Below are 19,847 nucleotides of genomic sequence, written 5' to 3'. Positions count from 1 at the left end.
AAAGGCCGGGGCGGCCCTCTCAAGCAGCCCCGGCCTCCCTGCATGGACCTTAGCGGTCCTCCTCCCAGGTGCAGTCCTTGATTTCGATGCCGAGGTCCTCCACGAGCTGGCGCATGCCGAGGATGTCGAACAGCACTTCGCCCTCGGCGATGCGGCGGCGGAATTCGACTTCCTTGGCGGCGCGCGCCTCGGCGTTGGTGACGGCCAGTTCGAGCAGCCCGCGTGGGATCACCAGCACGCCGTCCGAATCGCCGACGATGACGTCGCCCGGCTCGACCAGCACGTTGTCCACCACCAGCGGCACGTTGACCGCCGCGGGGCCGCGCTTCTTGGGATGCTCGACCGAGACGGCGGTCGACCAGACCGGATAGCCCAGTTCGCGGATCGCATCGACGTCGCGCGTGGCGCCGTGGACGACGGTGCCGGCGAGGCCCTTCTTCTTGGCGAACCCGCAGGCGACGTCGCCCCACAGCGCGCCCTGGCTGCCGCCGCCGTTGGTCAGCACCAGCACGTCACCCGCCTCGGCAGTGTAGAGCGCGGCATGGATGGCGAGGTTGTCGCCCGGGAAGTTCCATGCCGTCACCGCCGGGCCGCAGACCTTCTGGCCGGGCGCGATCGGGACCATGCCCGGGCTCATCAGGCACATGCGGCCGGCGATCTCGCCGAGGCCCTCGTGCAGGTCGGCGATGCCGAACTTCGCGGCGCGCGCGAGCAGCGCGGGGTCGGGGCGGTTGATCTTCGCATAGATCACGGACTTCACGGGCACGGTCACTGGATAGCCTCCGGGTTGAGCAGCGTCGCGGGCGTCTGGCCCCGGCTGACGGTTTCGATGACGGCCGCCACGTTCAGCGCCATGTCCTTCATCCCTGCCTCGGTGACACCGGCGACGTGGGGCGAGAGCAAGCAGTTGGAAAGGCCAAAAAGCGGATGGTCGGCGGCGGGCGGCTCGTCCTCGAACACGTCGATGCCCGCGCCCGCGATCTGGCCCACGCGCAGCGCCTCGGCCAGCGCGGCTTCGTTGATGATACCCCCGCGCGAGCAGTTCACGAGGATCGCGTGGGGCTTCATCATGCCCAGCTCGACGGTATCGATGAGGTTGCGGGTGCTTTCCGTCAGGGGTGTATGAATGGATACGATATCGCAGCCGAGGATGCCCGCGAGGTCCATGGGCTCGGCCCCGGCGGCGCGGATATCCTCATCAGCCAGCATCGGATCGTATGCGGCCACTTGCGCCCCGAAGCCCGCGCCGCAGATCTTCGCCACGTAGCGAGCAATGCGCCCGAAGCCGATCAGGCCCACTTTCGCACCGGTCAGGTCGGCGAGGCGGATGCCCCAGCGCTCGTCCCAGCGGTTCTCACGCACGAGGGCGTCCATGTCGCGCGTGCGGCGCAGCAGGCCGAGCATCATCGCTACCGCCCCTTCGGCAACGGCGGTGGAGTTGTTGCCGCCCGGCGTGTTGGCGACCATCACGCGCTGCGCGCTCGCAGCGGGAATGGCTATATTGTCCACCCCCGCGCCGTGCTTCACGATGGCCTTTAGATTGAGCATAGCCCCGAAGATGTCGGGGCCCAGCGGACTGGTGCGGATCACGATCACGCTCGTTCCGGCCAGCCGCGGATCATCCCGCCATCCTTCCGGACCGATCACGTCATGCGCCGAGGCGATGCGTTCCATTCCGGCCGGATGGATTGGATCTATTATGCAGACGAGTTCACGCGAACCCATCGATTTCCCCCTCCGGAAGCCACCCGATGTATACCATCCGGCGATATTGTGTGTGCTCATGTCGTGAAAGCACTTTGCCGCGCGGTCAAGGCGTAATAGGGGTCTGCGCGAGAGACATGTATCCGATCCGGGCGTAAGCCGTCCGGGCGATCACTTGAGGAGAGAGCGATGTTCGCCGCGCCCCCCGCCGTCACGGCCGAGGTCTTCTGCCGCATTCCCGATCACTTCCGCCGCTTCGGCGAGAAGACCGAATGGGCGCAGGTCCAGCTTCACGGCGCCGCCGCGCCCGTCTTCCTCGAAGGCCCGGTGTTCGACGCACAAGGAAATCTGTGGGTCACCGACATTCCCTGGGGCCGCCTGTTCAGGATCGCGCCGGACGGCAGCTGCGAGCTCGGCTTCGAATACGACGGCCAACCCAACGGCATGAAGTTCCTGTCCGACGGCCGCCTTCTGATCGCCGACCATCACAAGGGCATGGTCATCTGCGACATCTCGACCGGCAAGACCGAGCGGTGGTTCGAACGCTACCTGCTCGAGCCGTTCCTCGGCTGCAACGACCTGACGATCGCGAAAAACGGCGACATCTGGTTCACCGACCAGGGCCAGTCGGGCTGGCACAACCCCAACGGCCGCCTGTTCCGCGTGCGCGCCGGGAGCAAGCGCCTGGAACTGATGCTGGACCACATTCCCAGCCCCAACGGCCTCGTGCTCAACAAGGCCGAGACCGCGCTCTATCTCGCCGTCACACGCGCCAACGCCGTGTGGCGCTGCCCGCTCGTGAACGCCAGCGGCGAGCCGGGGGGCGAGGTGATCTCCAAGGTCGGCACCTATATCCAGATGTCGGGCGGATCGGGTCCGGACGGGCTGACCATCGACGCCAACGACAACCTCGTGGTCTGCCACGTCGGCTTCGGGGCAATCTGGCTGTTCTCGGACCGGGGCGAGCCCATGCTGCGCATCGACGTGCCCGAGGGCCGCTACACCACCAACGCGGCCTACGGCGGACCCGGCAACAAGTGGCTGTTCTTCACCGAATCCAGCACCGGAACGGTCTACAAGGTAGAGATGCCGGAGCCGGGCCGGGAGATCTTCACCGCATCCGTGTGACGCGGCCGAGCGGCCGGACCGTGCCGTCCGCGCGGCGCTTAGGTATGGTGGACGGCTGCGCTATCTGTGAAATCGCGGTCGACCCATAGTTCTTCATGCCATCGTAGCGTTCGCGCAGTTGCAAACTGCGGGCGATCTGCAGCGGACTGCCCGCTTTCCTACAGGATGGCTGGCGCGATATGCTTTCGGCATGAGCAGGCAAACCCGTTCCCCCACCGCGCCCGCCCGGAAGGCCAAAGTGTCGCTCTGCGCAAGCAAGGTCACACGCGTTACCTGCAGGGTTACACCTGTCACCTGCAAGGTTACACCTGTCGCCCGCAGGGTTACACCTGTAACCCGCAAGGTTACACGTGCGGCGCTCAAGTTGACACTTCTTGCACGCAAGGCGACAAGTTTCCGGCGCAAGGCGACACATCCAGGGCCGTCGGGCCCCAGTTTCTCCCCTGGACCTTGTAAACCGTGTAAACCTCTGCCGCTGCGAGCGCAGAAAGTGCCGACCTCAGCCTGCGATGAGGCCCGCTGCCGCGACGCCGGCGAAAGCGGCTTCCTCATCCTTGTCGGACAGGTCGCCGCTGACGCCGATGGCGCCGAGCAGGTTGCCCGCATCGTCCTTGACCAGCACGCCGCCGGCCGCCGGAATCAGCCTGCCGTTCCACGCCGCCGAAAGCGCGGCCATGAATTGCGGCCGGTCCGCGGCCATGTCGCCGAGTTTGCGGCTCGACACGCCCATCGCCAGTGCGCCCGCCGCCTTGCCGCTAGCAACGTCGGGACGTCCATATCCCGAGCCGTCCTCACGCTCCATCGCGACGAGGTGTCCGCCGGAATCGAGAATAACGATCGTCAGAGGGTTGAGGCTCATCTCCCGGCCCTTGGAGCGGGTGGCGGCAATCAGGGTACGGGCTTGGTCGAGGGTGATCATCGGAATGGGCTCTCTCCGGTTTGCCGAAACTGGTGCTTGCCTAACGGCCCTGCCGCAGGGCGCAAGCGGGTAATGTATACGCCGGGGCGCCGGTCACTCGGCCGCGTCGAGCAGGGGCGAGGGATAGGGAGCGCCCTCCCCGCCCATGCCGCTCAGCAGGTGGCCATAGCGCACGAGACCGATGCGGGTGCGCCGGATGTGCATGACGAGCGCAGCCTGCGCGGTTTCGACCTCGCGCTTGGCGATGCAGTCGAACAGCAATTGATGCTCGATGTCGTGAGTGCGGCCGCCGCCGGTGGTGGTGTTGCCCATCGCCAGCTTCATGTAGGCGCGGCGGTAGCTCTGCGTGGTGTCCCATACCCGCTCGACGATCTGCGCGAGGAGCGGCGTCGAATGGCGGCGATACGTGATCCAGTGGAACTCACGGCCCAGCGCGATCGCCTCGTCGACGTCGGTGACGCTCTCGTTGCGCTCCATGACGGCGCGCAGGTCGGCAATGTCCTGGTCGGTGAGATGGGGGACGCTGTCGGCCAGCAGCAGCGGCTCGATACGCTCGCGGATTTCGTAGGAAACCTCGAGATCTCGCCGGGTCAGGCTGGTGACGCGCGCGCCCGCGTTGGCGCGCATCGTGACGAGGCCCCTCGCCTCCAGCATGCGCAGGGCGTCGCGCACCGGGATGCGGCTGGTGGACAGTTCGTCGGCCAGTTCGTCCTGCTTGATGCGGGCGCCGGGCGCGAGGTCGCCCGAAAGGATACGCTCGGCGAGGATGTCGGCGACGCGCTGGCTGGCGACGCCCTGTCCAGCAAGGGGGCCCGGGTCTTTGATCATCGGTGTTCCATCAGGTGGTATACGATCGCGCATAACCCCAAGCGAGCGCTACGCCAAATCGCGAATGCGCCGGTGCGGCGATAATCCGCACCGGCGCATCGGTACTGTCAGCCGTTCGTCTGCGTCCACTCCACGCGGTAAAGGTCGAAGCGGCGGTCCTTGAGGTTCTGCACCGCACCGGATTGCCGCGCCGTAAGCAGCGCGTCGAGGCTGAGGTCGGCGATGGCGATGGTCTCGGTATTGGGCGCGGTGTCCGCCGCCACGCCGTCGCGGGCGAAGGGGAAGTCGGAGGGCGTGAGGATGGCGCTCTCGGCGTAGTGGACGTCCATGTTCTCGACGTTGGGCAGGTTGCCGACGACACCCGAGGTCACGACGTAGCACTGGTTCTCCACCGCACGGGCCTGCGCGCAGTAGCGCACCCGCAGGTAGCCCCGCCGCTCGTCGGTGCAGAACGGCACGAACAACATCAGCGCACCCTGGTTGACGAGGTGGCGGGCGAGTTCGGGGAACTCGCTGTCGTAGCAGATCATGACGCCGATCGGGCCGCAGTCGGTCTGGATGACGTTGGCACCGTAACCGCCGCGCACATTCCACCAGCGGCGTTCGGAGGGAGTGGGGTGCAGCTTCTGCGTCTCGTGCACCGCGCCGTCGCGCAGGAAGGTGTAGGCGATGTTGCGGATCTCGCTCTTGCCGCCGCCCAGCTTGACGCGGGTGGGATGCGAGCCGCCGATGATGTTGATGTTGTAGCTCACCGCCATGCCCTGCATGAACTCGACGAAGCGCTCGGTGTATTCGGCGACCTTCTCGATCGCCTGTACCGGCTCGAGCTTGGTCTCCTCGATGGAAAGCAGTTCGAGGGTAAAGAGCTCCGGAAACACCACGAAATCGCTTTCGTAGTCGGCGGCGACATCGATCCAGTATTCTACCTGAGCCTCGAACTGGTCGATCGTCTCGATCTTGCGCATCTGGAACTGGACGGTGGCGACGCGTACGCTGGAGGGCACGCGCTCCTTGAGCCCAGGCACGGCCTTGCCCGTGTCGCGCGGGGCGAGCGGGTTGGGCCAGTACATCAGGACTGCGTTACCGCCGCTCTCGCGATCGGTAGGAATGTAGTCGGGCAGGATGCCACGAGGCTCGTAGCCCTCGTTCATCTGGAAGTTGATGACCTGGTCGCGGACCTTCTTGTCACGCACCGCCTGCACGTAGTCGGCCGGGTCGGGATACTGGCGCTTGCGGCGCATGTAGCCAGGCATGCGGCCGGCGAAGGCAATGCCCTTCAGCTCGAAGTACTGGCAAACCTCGCGGCGCTTGCGGTAAAGGCGCTGGCCGATACGGAGGCGCCGGTAGTCGGGGTCGACGCAGACCTCGAAACCGTAGAGCACGTCGCCCTCGGGCGCGGGCGGACGGCCATAGCCGCCGTTGCTGATCTCCTCCCAGGTATGCGGCTTGAAGGCGAGTTCGGAGGTGACGATCATCGTGGCGCAGTGGCCGACGACCTTGCCCTCGTATTCTGCGACGAACTGGCCCTCGGGGAAATTGATCACTTGCCCGCGTATCTCGGCGCGGGTGAAGGCGTCGGCCTTGCCATAGACCTTAACTGAGAGGCGGGCGATCGCGGGCGCATCCGCGACGGTGGCCTGGCGGATTACGAGCTTGGCTTTGGTCTGGTCCATGGGTGCAGGTACTACGCGCTGCTAGGCGCGAGGTTCCAGCGCTTATTTGCAGCGCAGCATACTGATCGGACTCAGCTTTTTCTCGGGCTGACGGGATACATGTGGGCACCCATCCGTTCTCTCAACAAGGAAGGAGACATCTTATGAGCGCCACTCTCTTCGCCCTCGCCCTGTTCGCCTGCTCCGACGACGGCAAGGCCTGCGAGCGCCTCGAGTCTCCAGTCCAAACCTACGAAACGCGCGCCATGTGCACAGCCGGCCTCGACGATGCGCTCGAAACAGACGCGGCCCGCCGCGCCGAAGCGCCGACGGTCTACGCGCAATGTCTGAGCAGCCGTCAGATGGCTTCTATCGGAACCGGCATTATCGACCTCACGCGCGTCAACGGCGTCAGATTCGCCGACGCGGGATACTGACGCTTCAACCCCGGCCTCGATAGCCCTGTACGCCCTGGTCGGGCACCCAGAGCCCCTCCGGCGGTGCGCTGGACTGCCAGAACACATCGATCGGAATGCCCCCTCGCGGATACCAGTATCCGCCGATCCTCAACCACTTGGGCTTCATCTCGTCGAACAGGCGCTGGCCAATGCCGACCGTCACGTCCTCGTGGAATCCGCAATGATTGCGGAAAGAACCCAGGAACAGCTTCAGGCTCTTCGACTCGACGATGGCCGCTCCCGGCGCATAGTCGAGTACGAGATGTGCAAAATCGGGCTGGCCTGTCACCGGGCACAATGACGTGAATTCGGGCGCCGCGAAACGGACGAGATACAGGCTGCCGACGCGCGGATTGGGCACGTAGTCCAGCACTGCCTCTTCGGGCGAAGTGGGAAGTGCACTCTGCTGGCCCAGATGCAGCGGCATGGAGGAGGAAATGGGAGTGTCGCTCATCTCCGAGGCCATGCCTCCAACCTATCGACAAGACAAGCACCTCGTGGACGGCCCGGGGCTTGCAACGGCTCGCCGCGTGTGACCATGGCATTAACGCGCGGTTCACCGCGCATGGGGTGACGATGGCGAGGTCATGAGGGGCAACACCACAATTTTTTCGCACGCGGCGGTAGCGACTGCGATTTCGGCGCTCATGCTCGCGGGTATTGGCTCGGCCGCCGCCCAATCGGCCAATACTTGGAGCCTGCCCGAGCCGACAGCGACGCCGGGCGCGCCCCGGGTGCAGGGGCCCGTCGACGGACAGAATCCGGTAGTCCGGCCAAGCGCGGAGCCGACTGAGGTGCCCAGCCCGGCGCCCGCGCCAGTTCGGGCCGCCCCAACCCCCGTGCCTACACTGAACCCCGCTCCGCCTCCGCGCGTGAGCGCGACGCCGGCGTCTCGTCCGTCTGCTTCGCCGGACCCGGCGCCTTCGGTCACACCGCGGGCGACGGCGGCATCGCCCGAGCCTCGGCTCTCGACGCCCCCTTCGCCCGTCGCCTCCGACACGCCGGGAGCGCCGGCGGCATCCGAGGCGGCGGCACTGCCTGCGCCGGTCGACGCAGCTCCGATCGATGCGGCTGAAAGCCGCCAGGGGACCTGGCCGGTCTGGTGGTGGGCTGGGCCTTTGGCGTTGCTGGCAGCGGTGGGCGCGATCATCGCGTTCCTGCGCCGTCGCAAGGGTGCGGAAAGCCCCAGTGTGGCCGAGCCGGAGGAACTGGCCAAGCCCGAGCAATTTGCTGCTCCGGCCGTTGAAGTGTCACCCACCCCGGTACTGGCTGCCAGCGTCGCCAGCGTCCCTTTCGAGCCCGTTCCCGTTGTCCCGCAACCGGCTTTCGACATGCCGGAATCAACGCCCGCCGCATCGTCGGCCACGCTCTCGTTCGAGCCGATCGGGCTGCGACTTTCGCTGGTCTATGCGACCCTTCAGTATCGCCTGACGATTACGGCCGGGGACGATCTTTGCGCCGCAAATCTGTTCGGCGACATGATCGGGGCCCACGCCTCGATCCCGCCCGAACAGCAGCTTGCCCCGGCGCTGGCCGCCCTGAAGCAGCTAAAGGCAGTGCCTCCCATCGCAGCCGGCGAGACCGTAGTGCTGAAGGGTGAATTGCAGTTGCCGCTCAGCCACATCCGCCCGCTGCAGCAGGGCAGCGCCTCATTCTTCGTTCCGCTGGTACGCCTCTGCCTGGGCGATGAGAACGGCGACGTGGCTATGCGCCGTGTCTTCACCGTGGGCATCGACGGCGGCGCGGCGGCCCTTTCGCCGCTGCGTCTCGACACTGGTCCGCAGGAGCATCGCCAGCTCGCCAGCCGCGAAGTCGAAGCCGCACGCGGCTATCCGCTCCAGCCCGACCAGCGCCGCGCCGCAGGGTAAACGCAGCACACTTAGACGACTGTTTCCCCGCAACCTGAAAGTGTCCTAGGGTCCACCTGACGACACGCGGAGATGACATTGGATAGCAGCAAACGCCCTGGCGACCTGTCGGAAGCGACCCGGATCGTAGGGGCCGGCCGGCGGCGTGAATGGACCGGGCCGGTAGTCAACCCTCCGATCTGGCGCGCCAGCACCCACCTCTATCCCGACACCGCCGCGCTCGCCGAAGGGCCGCGCCGTAACGAGGACGGACGCTTCTTCTACGGCCGCCGCGGCGCGCCGACGCAGTGGGCGCTGAGCGACGCGCTGACGGCGCTGGAGCCGGGCGCGGAGGGGACCGTGCTCTACCCCTCGGGCGTCGCCGCCATCGCCGGAGTCATGCTTACCCTGCTGCGGCCGGGCGACGTCGTGCTGATCAGCGACAACGCCTATGACCCCACCCGCACCATGGGCAAGGGCCTGCTCACCGACCTCGGCATCGAACCCCGCTTCTTCGATCCGCTCGACATCGGCGGGTACGGGGCGCTGTTCTGCGAGCGCACCCGCGCCGTGCTTCTCGAGGCACCCGGCAGCCTGTCGATGGAGATGGCGGATCTGCCGGCGCTGGCGCATATCGCACGAGAAAAGGGCGCGATCTCCGTGCTCGACAACACCTGGGCCAGCCCGCTCGGTTTCCGGGCGCTGGAGCGCGGGATCGACGTTGCGCTCATGGCGCTGACCAAGCACGTCGGCGGCCACTCCGACGTCATGATGGGCAGCGCCAGCGCTGGCCCGGAGCTTTACGGCAGGCTGCGCCAGCGCGCACAGCAGCTCGGCACGGTTGTATCGCCCGACGACGCGGCGCTGGTGCTGCGCGGCCTGCGCACTCTGCACCTGCGCCTGAAGCACGAGACCGACAGTGCGCTCGCCATCGCCAGCTATCTCGCCGGGCGCCCGGAAGTCGCGCAAGTGCTCTGCCCGATGCTGCCGGGAGCGCCGGGACACGATATCTGGAGCCGCGACTTTACCGGCGGCTGCGGGTTGTTCAGCTTCGTCTTCAAGGGCTCCACCGCCGCCGCCCGCAACCGCTTCATCGACGCGCTGCAGCTGTTCGGCATCGGCTATTCCTGGGGCGGGTTCGAGAGCCTCGCGCTGCCGATCGAACCGTCGGGCTACCGCAGCCGCATGCCTTGGCCCCCCAAGCCCGCGCAGGAAAGCGACCGCCACGGCGTGCGCCTCGCCATCGGGCTCGAGGACCCGGCCGACCTGATCGCCGACATCGAGCAGGCGCTCGCCGCCTGGCGCGAGCCGTGAACATCGCCGCCGTCGCCACCGCAACGCCCTCCCCCACCGCGACGGCGACGGCAGTGGTCATCCGCCAGCCGCAGATGTCCGGGGCAGACGGCATCAAGGACGCCGTCGCCTCCCGCAGCGACACGTTCGGCGACGTCGTCAACACGCTCGACAAGCTTGCCCTTCAGGTCGGCGCAACTCGATTCTCGATCTGGGACTTCGTCGTGGTGGTCTCCGTGCTGGCGCTGGTCATCACGGTCGCATGGGGCGCCAGCCGCCTGTCCAGCCGGATTCTGGCGCGGGCAACCGGCCTCGACGTGACACAGCGGCTGCTGACCGAGAAGATGGCCAGCCTGTTCATTTGGGCGATCGCTATCCTTGTCGGCATAGACGTGCTGGGCATCGACCTGACCGCGCTGACGGTGTTTTCCGGCGCCTTCGGCCTCGCGATCGGCTTCGGCCTGCAGAAGACCTTCGGCAACCTGATCGCCGGCATCATCCTGCTGATGGACAAGTCGATCAAGCCGGGCGACGTCATCGCCATCACCGACCAGGGCGGCCAGTACACTTTCGGCCAGATCCGCCGCATCGGCATCCGCGCCGTCTCGCTCACCACGCGCGACCAGAAGGAATACCTGATCCCGAACGAGAACCTGATGATCAATCAGGTCGAGAACTGGTCCTACTCCAGCCGCAACGTGCGCATCCAGGTTCCCGTGGTGATCCCCTACGCCTGCGACATCGAGCAGGCCGAGGAACTGATGCTCGAATCCGCCCGCTCGGTGCCGCGCGTCCTGGTGGCTCCGCCGCCCACCGTCTGGCTCGACAGCTTCGCCGAGAACGGCATCGCCTTCGTCATCCACTGCTGGATCACCGACCCCGAGGAAGGCATCGGCAATGTCCGTTCCGACGTGCTCAAGACGCTCTGGCGGCTGATGCGCGCGAACGGCATCAAGGTGCCCTTCCCCCAGCGCGACCTCAACCTGCGCGACACCGAGGCCATGCGCGACCTGATCGAGGCCATACGCGGCCGGCAGGGCAGCGACGAGGCCGACTGACGGCTTACTCAGCCGGCGGCTCCCACAGTTCGATGGGGTTGCCCTCGGGATCGTGGATGTGCGCAAAGCGGCCCGCCTCCGCCGAGTCCCAGGCAGGGTCGGTCACTGCCGCGATATCGGCCTTGCGCAGAGTGGCGAGGATGTCGTCGAGGTCGGTGACGCGGAAGTTGATCATCCACTGCTTGTCGTCGGGCCAGTAGCTGGTGCTGCGCGCAAAGGGCATGAACACCGTCGGCCCGCCCGATTGCTGCCAGGGCTCGTGCCCTTCCATGACGACGCCCAGATGCTCGCGGTACCACTTCAGCAGCGCCTCCGGGTTCTCCGACCGGAAGAACATACCGCCAATGCCCGTCACGCCCATGTACCGCTCCTCGAGTCCGGTTCGGAAGCGTACTCCCGGGTGGCCGAAAGCCAAGAGTTGTTTCGTAACCTGGGGCGGCGCCGGTTTACACGGTTTACACGGTCCAGAGAGGAAAAGTGTCGCCTTGGGACCGGATGTGTCGCCTTGCGCCGGAAAAGTGTCGCCTTGGGCTGGAAAGGTGTCGCCTTGTGGGTGACAGGTGTCACCTTGCGCGTACCTCGGGGCATTTTGTACTTGGCGTTGTGCGACATGTGGCAAGGTGCTGGCTGGGGCATGCCCCGACCATACCGTGCGGCTTTGCCTGTAGGAAAGCGAACTATCCTGCCTCGCTGTCATTGCGGTCATAGGCCATAAGCAGCAAGTTTAGGCGATGCTGAACTCCATGCTGCGCTCCCTTCCTTATCTGGTTCACACAAATCGTGAATTGCGCCTGATGCTGGAAGGCCAGAAGCCCTTTGCTATGTTTTGCGACTACAAAGATTGTTGGGCGGAAGTTGTAGAAAGGTATTTGCACCTTTTCGACCGCCCCATTCTGCAAGGCCGCATGACGCGGATGGACCACTTTGCTCCAACCTTGGCCCCGAATGCCCGCATCGTCCATCGCGTCGGTTTTCGCTGCCCGGCAAAGAATGGCGCATGCAAGCGATGGTAACGCTGATGACAAAGAATGAACGATGGACGTCGGCTGATGAGCGTCGGCAAGGCGAACGTCTTGGATACGAGGATTGGATGAACGACTACTGGCTAGATAACGTATTCTCGATGCCAGAAACCTGATTGCCGGTTCTCAAGCGGCAGCTTTCGCCCCAAAATCGGTCGAAGCAGGACCGCCAGAGGCTCCTTGATTTCAGACATTTCAACCTTGGTCGGGCGATGAGGTTCGCCCCGCCTCAGCCCACCGCCCGGCGGACCGGCTTTTCCATTTCGAGGCGGTTGCGGCCCTTGGCCTTGGCGACGAACAGCGCCATCTCGGCGCGCTCGATCGTCGAATCGAGGCTTGTGCCGATGCGGGCGACGCTCGCACTGGCGGTCATCTCGAAATGACTGGTCCCGACCTTCTGCTTCAGCTCGGCGAGAGTGGTCACCACGCGGCGGCAGATGCCTTCGGCCTCCACGGCCGTGACGCGCGGCAGGATCACCGCGAAACGCTCCGAACCGATGCGGGAGATGATGTCCTCGGTCCGCAGCATTTCGCGCAGGAGGTCGGAGAAGACGGTGAGCACCTCGTCGCCCACGTTCTGGCCGTACTGCATGTTGATGGTGCGGAAGAAGTCGATGCTGAACAGCGCCAGGCAGCCGTCCATCCCCGCCTCCAGCATGTGCTCAAGCATCGAGATGAAGGCGGTGCGGTTGGTCAGGCCGGTAAGCGGGTCGGTGTAGGTCGCGGTGAACAGCCGCTCGCTGAGCGAGCGCAGTTCGTCCACGTTGCGCATGACGCCGAGCACGCCGTAGGGCGCACCGTCATGGCGCAGCAGGGCGCGCAGGCGGATTTCGAACCAGCGCTTGCGGTTGTCGCGGGTGAGTGCGGGAAACTCGATCCAGCCCATGTCCTCGCCGGCCATGGCGCGTTCGTGGGCGCGGGATATCTGCTGCTTGGCCTCGGGCGAGACGAGATCGAGGAGGTGCGGCCCCACCAGCGCGCCCACGTCGCGCCCCGGTTCACGAACCTGCTCGCCGCTGCCGAGGTCCGATATGGCGGAAGTGGCGTGGACGATAAAGCCCTTGGGATCGGTCTTGAGAATGACGTCGGTCGTGCTCTCGGCCAGCATGCCATAGAGCACCGAACTTTCCTGAAACGTGAAATTCATGCCCATGCCGAGTGCGTCCCGAATGTCCCGCCTGCAACTATCCGACGGAGCGGACGGCGATATAGCCGTCATGGAAATGCGAATCTCTTCGATGCACTGCTGTTAAACGCATCATGACCGCAGATCTTTCCGCCCATCTTTAACTTAGAATCTTATTACAATTAAGTTAGTCTCATTAACTAACCGACTTATTCTCTAATTATTGTTATGATTATGTTTACCATTGATCTCGGCTTCGGGAAATACCGAAACTTCACGGGCACATATGAAAGTTTGATTTAGGGGAAATCCGGGAAAACCGGATGGTGTGGGATCATAGTTCGATCATGATCCTGACCTTCTCGGGCGCCGTCTCCATGGCCGAGGCGATCTGGTCGCGGCATCGTGAGATCAGGTCCGCAAGCCCCGGCACGTTGCGGCTGGGCCGCAGGTCCGCGCTTTCCACGCCGAGCGCTTCGGCGATGGCCTCTATGCGTTCCTCGATGGGACGGGCGCGGCCTTGCTCCCACGCCCATACGGTGGGCTTGCTGACGCCGAGGCGGCTGGCCAGTTCACCCTGCGTCAGGCCGCGCAGCTTGCGCAGGCGATGGAGACGCTCACCGAGGCTTTCCCCGCCGATGGGTCCGGGCCCGGCGGGTACCGGCGGCGGGGCCAGCGCCATCTCGGACTGCACGGCACTGCGCAGCTGAGCGGCGCTCAACGTCGCCGCCGGAATGGGTGTCTCGAACGCGCAGCCATAAAGGCGGCCGCTCGCCCAGATCACGCGCGCGCGGGCCTGCGGTGCCTCGGGGAGGGCGATCTCGATGTATTCGCCGATCTCCAGATCGACCTGGCTTTCCAGCAGGACGCCGGTCTCGGAGAAGTTGTGAAGGACCACCTGGGTCGCCGCGCCCGATTCGAGCGCACCCTGGGTTTCTAGCAATAATCTGCGCCGCTCCGCTCGCGGTCGTCCGTCGTCAGCCTTGTTAACTTCGAAATGAGCCGCAATGGGCATTGTAGCGCCTCCTAGGGTAGCGCCAAGCGTCCACTGGTGCAGTTAAGATTCGGTTAAATCCGAGGATTAATGCGGCTTCCGATCTGCGATTTACGCACATTTCCGATTATTGCCGGAATGGTCCTATCGCATGCCCGGTCCTCATAAAGGTTCCCTAACCCCCCGCAAAGCCATTCTGGCTGGCGCGGAGCGGCGTTCGCCTCCATCTGCGCCACTATGGAATCGAATCCCCTCCCAGGCGGCCGCAAAGGTCCCGTCGGCACGGTCTACCTCGTCGGCGCCGGCCCCGGCGATCCCGACCTGCTGACCCTGCGCGCGGCGCGGCTGCTGCTGGGCGCGTCGCTGGTGGTGCATGACGGGCTCGTCGATCCGGCGATCCTGGCGATGGCGCGGCCGGGTGCCCGCATGGTCTCGGTCGCCAAGAGCCGCTCGCGCCACACCATGAAGCAGGAGGAGATCAACGCCCTCCTCGTGCGCGAGGCGCTGGCCGGGAACGACGTGGTTCGCCTCAAGGGTGGCGATCCCTTCGTGTTTGGTCGCGGCGGCGAGGAAGCCGAAGCCTGCCGCGCCGCCGGTGTCCCTGTCGAGGTGGTGCCCGGCATCTCCTCGGCGATGGGCGCCGCCGCCGCCGCGCAGATACCCCTCACCCACCGCGACCATGCCTCGATCGTCAGCTTCGTGGCGGGCCAGTGCAAGGGCCTGTCGGACCAGGACTGGTCGGGCCTTGCCGGCAAGGGCCGCACGCTGGTGATCTTCATGGGCATCGCGACCTCCGCCCAGATCACCGAAAAGCTGATCGCCGATGGCCTCGCCCCCGACGTGCCCGTCGCCGTGATCGAGAAGGCTACCTGCGCCGACATGCGGGTGCTGCGCTCGTCGCTGGCCGGTCTTTCCCATCTTGTGGAAAGCGAGAGGGTGCAAAGCCCGGCGCTTATCGTTATCGGCGACGTCGCCGCTGAAAACGACAACACCATTCGCGCAGCTGCGCTGGAGGCAGTACAGTGAAGATCCTGACGGGCAACGACCTCAAGACCGGTGCGGTCACCTGGTGGACCGGCGTGGGCTGGTCGCTCGACGTCAACGAATCCGCCGACGTGGGCGAGCATGGCGCCGCGATCATCGCGCGCGAGGAAGGCGTCCAGAACGTCTTCGCCGCCTATGTCGTCGACGCCGCCAAGACCGACGAGGGCGTGCGCCCGGGCCACATCAAGGAGCGCATCCGCGCCTTCGGCCCCACCGTGCGCCTCGACCTGACGGTCAAGCCTTCCGAGGCCTCAGATTTGAACTGGGTGATCTGATGTACAAGTACGACGAATACGACCAGCAGATGGTCGATGTGCGGGTCGAGGAATTCCGCGACCAGGTCCGCCGCCGCCTCTCGGGCGAGCTGACCGAAGACCAGTTCAAGCCCCTGCGCCTGCAGAACGGCCTCTATCTGCAGCTCCACGCCTACATGCTGCGCGTCGCGGTGCCCTACGGCACGCTGAGCAGCGTGCAGATGCGCCTGCTGGGCGACATCGCGGACAAGTACGACCGCGGCTACGGCCACTTCACCACGCGCCAGAACATCCAGTACAACTGGATCAAGCTGGAGGACACGCCCGACATCCTCGCCGAGCTGGCGAAGGTGGAGATGCATGCCATCCAGACCAGCGGCAACTGCATCCGCAACATCAGCTCGGACCAGTTCGCCGGCGCCGCCGCAGACGAGATCATCGACCCGCGCCCCTACGCGGAACTGCTGCGCCAGTGGTCGAGCTTCCACCCGGAATTCCTGGTGCTGCCGCGCAAGTTCAAGATCTGCGTCATCGCCTCCGACACCGACCGCGCGGCGATGCGCCTGCACGACATCGGCATCAAGATGGTGAAGAACGATGCCGGCGAGATCGGCGCGCAGTTCTACGCGGGCGGCGGCATGGGCCGCACGCCGATGATCGCGCCGATGATCCGCGAGTTCGTGCCGCTCGACCAGCTCATCACGTTCTCGGAAGCCTGCCTGCGCGTCTACAACCGCTATGGCCGCCGCGACAACAAGTACAAGGCGCGCATCAAGATCCTCGTCCACGAACTGGGCCGTGACGAATACGTCCGCCAGGTCGAGGAGGAGTTCGCTCACCTGCTCACCCAGCCGATCGAGCCGCCGCTCGCCGAGCTGGAGCGTATCAAGGCGCACTTCGCCGATCCCGCATTCGAGGCCGGTCTTTCGGAAGAGCTGGACCTGTCCGACCCCGACTTCCGCCTCTGGGTGGGCCGCAACACGCAGGCCCACAAGCAGGCCGGCTACGTCGTCGCGACGATCAGCCTCAAGCCCGTCGGCGGCATTCCCGGTGACGCCACGGCCGACCAGATCCGCCTGATGGCCGACCTGGGCCGCGACTATTCGTTCGACGAACTGCGCGTCACCCACGCGCAGAACATCGTCCTGCCCCACGTCCGCAAGGCCGACCTCTACACCGTGTGGAAGGCGCTCGACGATGCTGGGCTCGCCACCGCCAACCTCGACACCGTGGGCGACATCATCGCCTGCCCCGGCCTCGACTACTGCAGCCTCGCCAACGCGCGCTCGATCCCGGTCGCGCAGAAGATCTCCGAACGCTTCGGCTCGGCCGAGAGGCAGGCCCAGATCGGCGAGCTGAAGCTGAAGATCTCAGGCTGCATCAACGCCTGCGGCCACCATCACGCGGGCCACATCGGCATCCTCGGCGTCGACAAGAAGGGCCTGGAAAACTACCAGCTCCTGTTCGGCGGCAGCGAAGGCGCGGATACCTCGCTCGCCAAGATCATCGGCCCGGGCTTCACCGAGGACGGCGTCGTCGACGCGGTCGAGAAAGCCACCGAAGTCTACCTCGCCAACAAGCAGGGCGAGGAGCGCTTCCTCGACACCTATCGCCGTATCGGCATGGATCCGTTCAAGGAGGCCATCTATGGTTGAAGTCCAGTTCCGCTTCCGTGACGACGAAGCGGTCAACGACCCGGCCGTCACGGTCGATTCCTTCGCCGAGCAGTCCAATGCCACCGCCGTCCGCATCGAGCCGGGCGACGATGCGCGCACCCTGCTGCCGCAGCTGGACCGCCTGTCGCTGGTCGAAGTCAATTTCCCTGCATGGACCGACGGGCGAGGCTACTCCTCCGCCCGCATCCTGCGCGAGGCGGGCTACAAGGGCGAGATGCGCGCCGTCGGCGACCTGGTGATCGACATGCTCGGCCACCTGCAGCGCTGCGGCTTCGATGCCTTCGCGCCCGACAAGGCGCTCAACCCCACGGACGCGCAGAATGCGTTTGGCCGCTGGGACAACGTCTACCAGGCCACCGTCGTCGACGGCCGCCAGGCGATCTGGGCCAAGCGCCACCCCGCGTAAGGCCCGGCTTAAGGGACCACCCGATGCTTCGTACCGAAACTGACCAGAACGAGCGCGTCCGCGACCTCATCGACACCGGCCCCCGGTTCGCCGAGGCCGATGCCGTGCGCCTCAACCGCCTGTTCCGGGGCACCGACACGAGCGAGATGCTCGAGACGCTGCTCAAGGAACGCATGGCGGGCGAGGTCGGGATCGTCTCCAGTTTCGGTGCGGAAAGCGCGGTGCTGCTGCACCTCGTCAGCCGAGTGGACCCGGGCGTGCCGGTCCTCTTCCTGGAAACCGGCAAGCACTTCCCCGAGACCTTGGTCTACCGCGACCTGCTGGTCGAGCGCCTTGGCCTGACGAACCTCGTCAACCTCGTGCCCGACGACGCCGAACTGGCGAAGAAGGACGAGAACGGGCTGCGCTGGTCGTGGGACCCTGACGGCTGCTGCGAAATCCGCAAGGTCAAGCCGCTGGCCAAGGCGCTGCTTGGCCTCGACGCTTCGCTAACGGGCCGCAAGTCGTTCCAGGCCGCGACCCGCTCCAGCCTGCCCCGCTTCGAGATCGACACCACCGATGCGCAAGGGCGCCTCAAGATCAATCCGCTGATCGACTGGTCGGCCGAGCGCGTCGCCGCCTACATCGAGGAGCACGACCTGCCCGCGCACCCGCTGGTGGCCGAAGGCTATCCCTCGATCGGCTGCATGCCCTGCACCAGCAAGGTCGCACCGGGCGAAGACCCGCGCTCGGGCCGCTGGAAGGGCTGGGACAAGACCGAATGCGGCATCCACGTCCCCGGCCAGGAAGACGGCCCCGCCAGCGAACTGCCCCCCGGCTTCGACCCCGTATTCTGACGCCGATTGCTCCCTGTCGCCCGGCGATGGGGAGAATAGGCCCTGGCGCTCACCCGCAGTTGCCCGGGACGATGCCGCGCATGCACTAATCGCACCATTGAGGTCCTTTCATCGTCGCGCTTGTTGTCTAGATCGTGACGAAACCTTATTTTGCAGTGCAGCATGAACAGCCAGACCCAGACCACCCCCCGCCACGTCCATCCCGCGCTAGTGACCCTGGCGCTGGCGATGGGCGCGTTCGCCATCGGCACGACCGAGTTCGCGGCGATGAGCCTCGTGCCGTTCTTCGCCCGTGACCTCGGTCTCAGCGAGCCTGAGGCGGGCCACGCGATCAGCGCCTATGCGCTCGGCGTGGTGGTCGGCGCGCCGATCATTGCCGTCCTTGCCGCCAAGATCGAGCGGCGGCGGCTGCTGATCGCGCTCATGGCGATCTTCGCGTTCGGCAACGGCCTCTCGGCCTTCGCGCCGAGCTATCACATGCTGCTGCTCTGCCGCTTCGTCAGCGGACTGCCGCACGGCGCGTACTTCGGCATCGCCGCGCTCGTCGCCGCATCGATGGTGCCGGCCAACAAGCGCGCGCAGTCGGTGGCGATGGTCATGTCCGGCCTCACCGTGGCGACCATCATCGGCGTCCCCGCCGCCAACTTCATGGGTCAGGAACTCGGCTGGCGCAGCGGCTTTGGCGTCGTCTCCGGCCTTGCCATCATCACCATGGCGCTGGTCGCCCTTTACGCCCCGCATCAGCCCGCCGATGCCTCGGCCAGCCCCCTGCGTGAGCTTGGCGCACTGCGCCGACCGCAGGTGCTGCTCACGCTGCTGACCGGCGCGATCGGCTTCGGCGGCCTGTTCTGCGTCTACACTTACGTCGCCTCGACCATGATCGAGGTCACCGGCGTCTCCGAGCGCCTCGTCCCCGCCGTGCTCGCCGTGTTCGGCGTTGGCATGACCGTGGGCAACCTATTCTGGGCCTGGGTCGCCGACCGCGCGCAGACCAAGGCCGCGATCGCCGCCCTGCTGTTCAGCGCCGCATCGCTGGCACTGTTCGCGCTGCTGGCCGGAAACATCTGGACGCTGTGCATCGTGGTGCTGCTGATCGGCTTCAGCGGCGGTCTCGGCACGATACTGCAGACCCGCCTGATGGACGTCGCAGGTGATGCGCAGGCGCTCGCCGCGGCAGCGCACCACAGCGCCTTCAACATGGCGAATGCGCTAGGGCCGTGGCTCGGCGGCCTGGCGATTTCGGCAGGCTACGGCCTGACCTCGACCGGCTGGATCGGTTCGGGACTGGCGCTGGGCGGCCTCGCGATCTTCCTGGTGACGATCTCGCTGCATAAGCGCGAGACGCTGGAACCGTGCCCGGCCTGAGGCGCACTCAGGCGTTCAGGCGCTTTTCGAGGTGCATGTGGACCGCCTCGGGCGTCGTCTCCATCTCGGAGACGAAGTAGTTCTCCACCGGGATGTCGTCCTCGAACAGCGGCGCGCCGCCGCCAAGCGTCCGCGACATCAGCCGCAGCCAGATCTCGTCCGCCTTGCCCGTCCGCATAGCAGCCTTCAAGGCCCCGGCCTCGCCGACGACGAGCACCGTACGGTCACCGGCAGGGG

21 protein-coding genes and 1 pseudogene are annotated in these 19,847 nt (G+C 65.9%); 12 read left to right on the top strand and 10 right to left on the bottom strand.

Annotation, left to right across the window (positions count from 1 at the left end):
• Window positions 1-49: 49 nt before the first annotated feature.
• Both PMI02_RS15695 and PMI02_RS15690 read right to left on the bottom strand, forming a co-directional pair.
• Complete coding sequence (locus tag PMI02_RS15695; RefSeq protein WP_007684579.1) at window positions 50-772, bottom strand: 4-carboxy-4-hydroxy-2-oxoadipate aldolase/oxaloacetate decarboxylase; 723 nt, start codon at window positions 770-772, stop codon at window positions 50-52.
• On the bottom strand, window positions 769-1,725 hold the full coding sequence (locus PMI02_RS15690) for a hydroxyacid dehydrogenase (RefSeq protein WP_007684578.1): 957 nt from the start codon (window positions 1,723-1,725) through the stop codon (window positions 769-771). The genes PMI02_RS15695 and PMI02_RS15690 overlap by 4 nt, the downstream gene beginning before the upstream one ends.
• A gap of 168 nt (window positions 1,726-1,893) precedes the next feature.
• Here PMI02_RS15690 and PMI02_RS15685 point away from each other — a divergent pair, with 168 nt between their 5' ends.
• Entirely contained in the window at window positions 1,894-2,832 is a 939-nt protein-coding gene (locus PMI02_RS15685; protein ID WP_007684577.1) for an SMP-30/gluconolactonase/LRE family protein, read from the top strand.
• A gap of 499 nt (window positions 2,833-3,331) precedes the next feature.
• On the opposite strand, the gene PMI02_RS15680 is transcribed toward PMI02_RS15685, so the two are convergent.
• From PMI02_RS15680 to PMI02_RS15670, 3 genes are all read right to left on the bottom strand, one after another.
• On the bottom strand, window positions 3,332-3,751 hold the full coding sequence (locus tag PMI02_RS15680; protein WP_007684576.1) for a heme-binding protein: 420 nt from the start codon (window positions 3,749-3,751) through the stop codon (window positions 3,332-3,334).
• Window positions 3,752-3,844: 93 nt separating this feature from the next.
• On the bottom strand, window positions 3,845-4,579 hold the full coding sequence (locus PMI02_RS15675) for a GntR family transcriptional regulator (protein WP_007684575.1): 735 nt from the start codon (window positions 4,577-4,579) through the stop codon (window positions 3,845-3,847).
• Window positions 4,580-4,686: 107 nt separating this feature from the next.
• The gene (locus PMI02_RS15670) at window positions 4,687-6,252 is read right to left on the bottom strand and encodes a carbon-nitrogen hydrolase family protein (protein WP_007684574.1); all 1,566 of its coding nucleotides are present in this window, start codon (window positions 6,250-6,252) and stop codon (window positions 4,687-4,689) included.
• Between the two features lie 143 nt (window positions 6,253-6,395).
• On the opposite strand from PMI02_RS15670, the gene PMI02_RS15665 reads away from it, so the two are divergent.
• Complete coding sequence (locus PMI02_RS15665; protein ID WP_007684573.1) at window positions 6,396-6,668, top strand: hypothetical protein; 273 nt, start codon at window positions 6,396-6,398, stop codon at window positions 6,666-6,668.
• Between the two features lie 4 nt (window positions 6,669-6,672).
• Here PMI02_RS15665 and queF read toward each other — a convergent pair whose 3' ends face one another.
• Window positions 6,673-7,143: a preQ(1) synthase gene (gene queF / locus PMI02_RS15660; RefSeq protein ID WP_036504156.1), complete on the bottom strand. Its 471-nt coding sequence runs from the start codon at window positions 7,141-7,143 to the stop codon at window positions 6,673-6,675.
• A gap of 418 nt (window positions 7,144-7,561) precedes the next feature.
• Between queF and PMI02_RS15650 the strand changes: the two genes are divergently transcribed.
• The 3 genes from PMI02_RS15650 to PMI02_RS15640 all read left to right on the top strand — a co-directional run bounded on the left by PMI02_RS15650 (window position 7,562) and on the right by PMI02_RS15640 (window position 10,887).
• Window positions 7,562-8,557 carry a hypothetical protein gene (locus PMI02_RS15650; protein WP_157222549.1) on the top strand — a complete coding sequence of 332 codons (996 nt, stop codon included), beginning with the start codon at window positions 7,562-7,564 and terminating at the stop codon, window positions 8,555-8,557.
• Between the two features lie 72 nt (window positions 8,558-8,629).
• Entirely contained in the window at window positions 8,630-9,850 is a 1,221-nt protein-coding gene (metC, locus tag PMI02_RS15645; protein WP_036504148.1) for a cystathionine beta-lyase, read from the top strand.
• On the top strand, window positions 9,847-10,887 hold the full coding sequence (locus tag PMI02_RS15640; protein ID WP_007684567.1) for a mechanosensitive ion channel family protein: 1,041 nt from the start codon (window positions 9,847-9,849) through the stop codon (window positions 10,885-10,887). Before metC ends, PMI02_RS15640 begins: the two co-directional genes overlap by 4 nt.
• Window positions 10,888-10,891: 4 nt before the next feature.
• On the opposite strand, the gene PMI02_RS15635 is transcribed toward PMI02_RS15640, so the two are convergent.
• A complete protein-coding gene (locus tag PMI02_RS15635) occupies window positions 10,892-11,248 on the bottom strand; it encodes a VOC family protein (RefSeq protein WP_007684566.1) in 357 nt (118 codons plus the stop codon).
• A gap of 370 nt (window positions 11,249-11,618) precedes the next feature.
• Between PMI02_RS15635 and PMI02_RS26755 the strand changes: the two genes are divergently transcribed.
• Complete coding sequence (locus PMI02_RS26755) at window positions 11,619-11,900, top strand: hypothetical protein (protein WP_162130165.1); 282 nt, start codon at window positions 11,619-11,621, stop codon at window positions 11,898-11,900.
• 238 nt (window positions 11,901-12,138) lie between these two features.
• On the opposite strand, the gene PMI02_RS15625 is transcribed toward PMI02_RS26755, so the two are convergent.
• A complete protein-coding gene (locus tag PMI02_RS15625) occupies window positions 12,139-13,056 on the bottom strand; it encodes a GGDEF domain-containing protein (protein ID WP_238539093.1) in 918 nt (305 codons plus the stop codon).
• Window positions 13,057-13,369: 313 nt separating this feature from the next.
• Window positions 13,370-13,978: a helix-turn-helix domain-containing protein gene (locus PMI02_RS15620; protein ID WP_238539092.1), complete on the bottom strand. Its 609-nt coding sequence runs from the start codon at window positions 13,976-13,978 to the stop codon at window positions 13,370-13,372.
• Window positions 13,979-14,266: 288 nt separating this feature from the next.
• Between PMI02_RS15620 and cobA the strand changes: the two genes are divergently transcribed.
• The 6 genes from cobA (at window position 14,267) to PMI02_RS15590 (ending at window position 19,610) form a co-directional block, all read left to right on the top strand.
• Entirely contained in the window at window positions 14,267-15,055 is a 789-nt protein-coding gene (gene cobA / locus PMI02_RS15615; protein ID WP_007684561.1) for a uroporphyrinogen-III C-methyltransferase, read from the top strand.
• A complete protein-coding gene (locus PMI02_RS15610) occupies window positions 15,052-15,348 on the top strand; it encodes a DUF2849 domain-containing protein (protein ID WP_007684560.1) in 297 nt (98 codons plus the stop codon). The genes cobA and PMI02_RS15610 overlap by 4 nt, the downstream gene beginning before the upstream one ends.
• Entirely contained in the window at window positions 15,348-16,982 is a 1,635-nt protein-coding gene (locus tag PMI02_RS15605) for a nitrite/sulfite reductase (RefSeq protein WP_007684559.1), read from the top strand. The genes PMI02_RS15610 and PMI02_RS15605 overlap by 1 nt, the downstream gene beginning before the upstream one ends.
• Window positions 16,975-17,409, top strand: coding sequence for a DUF934 domain-containing protein (locus PMI02_RS15600; protein WP_007684558.1), 435 nt, complete (start codon window positions 16,975-16,977; stop codon window positions 17,407-17,409). Before PMI02_RS15605 ends, PMI02_RS15600 begins: the two co-directional genes overlap by 8 nt.
• 23 nt (window positions 17,410-17,432) lie before the next feature.
• Window positions 17,433-18,245: a phosphoadenylyl-sulfate reductase gene (locus tag PMI02_RS15595; protein ID WP_007684556.1), complete on the top strand. Its 813-nt coding sequence runs from the start codon at window positions 17,433-17,435 to the stop codon at window positions 18,243-18,245.
• A 162-nt stretch (window positions 18,246-18,407) separates the two neighbouring features.
• The gene (locus PMI02_RS15590) at window positions 18,408-19,610 is read left to right on the top strand and encodes an MFS transporter (RefSeq protein ID WP_007684553.1); all 1,203 of its coding nucleotides are present in this window, start codon (window positions 18,408-18,410) and stop codon (window positions 19,608-19,610) included.
• A gap of 7 nt (window positions 19,611-19,617) precedes the next feature.
• Here PMI02_RS15590 and PMI02_RS15585 read toward each other — a convergent pair.
• A pseudogene (locus tag PMI02_RS15585) lies at window positions 19,618-19,847 on the bottom strand (riboflavin biosynthesis protein RibD); the annotation flags it as partial.

It is taken from the genome of Novosphingobium sp. AP12 (assembly GCF_000281975.1).
GTDB lineage: Bacteria > Pseudomonadota > Alphaproteobacteria > Sphingomonadales > Sphingomonadaceae > Novosphingobium.
Note: the sequence above shows the minus strand (reverse complement) of the source record. Positions and strands in the feature narration are given on the sequence as shown.

Coding starts and splice junctions, on each gene's coding strand:
- PMI02_RS15690 (WP_007684578.1), bottom strand. CDS start 1,725: ATGGGTTCGCGTGAACTCGTCTGCATAATAGATCCAATCCATCCGGCC.
- PMI02_RS15685 (WP_007684577.1), top strand. CDS start 1,894: ATGTTCGCCGCGCCCCCCGCCGTCACGGCCGAGGTCTTCTGCCGCATT.
- PMI02_RS15680 (WP_007684576.1), bottom strand. CDS start 3,751: ATGATCACCCTCGACCAAGCCCGTACCCTGATTGCCGCCACCCGCTCC.
- PMI02_RS15675 (WP_007684575.1), bottom strand. CDS start 4,579: ATGATCAAAGACCCGGGCCCCCTTGCTGGACAGGGCGTCGCCAGCCAG.
- PMI02_RS15670 (WP_007684574.1), bottom strand. CDS start 6,252: ATGGACCAGACCAAAGCCAAGCTCGTAATCCGCCAGGCCACCGTCGCG.
- PMI02_RS15665 (WP_007684573.1), top strand. CDS start 6,396: ATGAGCGCCACTCTCTTCGCCCTCGCCCTGTTCGCCTGCTCCGACGAC.
- queF (WP_036504156.1), bottom strand. CDS start 7,143: ATGAGCGACACTCCCATTTCCTCCTCCATGCCGCTGCATCTGGGCCAG.
- metC (WP_036504148.1), top strand. CDS start 8,630: ATGACATTGGATAGCAGCAAACGCCCTGGCGACCTGTCGGAAGCGACC.
- PMI02_RS15635 (WP_007684566.1), bottom strand. CDS start 11,248: ATGGGCGTGACGGGCATTGGCGGTATGTTCTTCCGGTCGGAGAACCCG.
- PMI02_RS26755 (WP_162130165.1), top strand. CDS start 11,619: ATGCTGAACTCCATGCTGCGCTCCCTTCCTTATCTGGTTCACACAAAT.
- PMI02_RS15625 (WP_238539093.1), bottom strand. CDS start 13,056: ATGAATTTCACGTTTCAGGAAAGTTCGGTGCTCTATGGCATGCTGGCC.
- cobA (WP_007684561.1), top strand. CDS start 14,267: ATGGAATCGAATCCCCTCCCAGGCGGCCGCAAAGGTCCCGTCGGCACG.
- PMI02_RS15605 (WP_007684559.1), top strand. CDS start 15,348: ATGTACAAGTACGACGAATACGACCAGCAGATGGTCGATGTGCGGGTC.
- PMI02_RS15600 (WP_007684558.1), top strand. CDS start 16,975: ATGGTTGAAGTCCAGTTCCGCTTCCGTGACGACGAAGCGGTCAACGAC.
- PMI02_RS15595 (WP_007684556.1), top strand. CDS start 17,433: ATGCTTCGTACCGAAACTGACCAGAACGAGCGCGTCCGCGACCTCATC.
- PMI02_RS15590 (WP_007684553.1), top strand. CDS start 18,408: ATGAACAGCCAGACCCAGACCACCCCCCGCCACGTCCATCCCGCGCTA.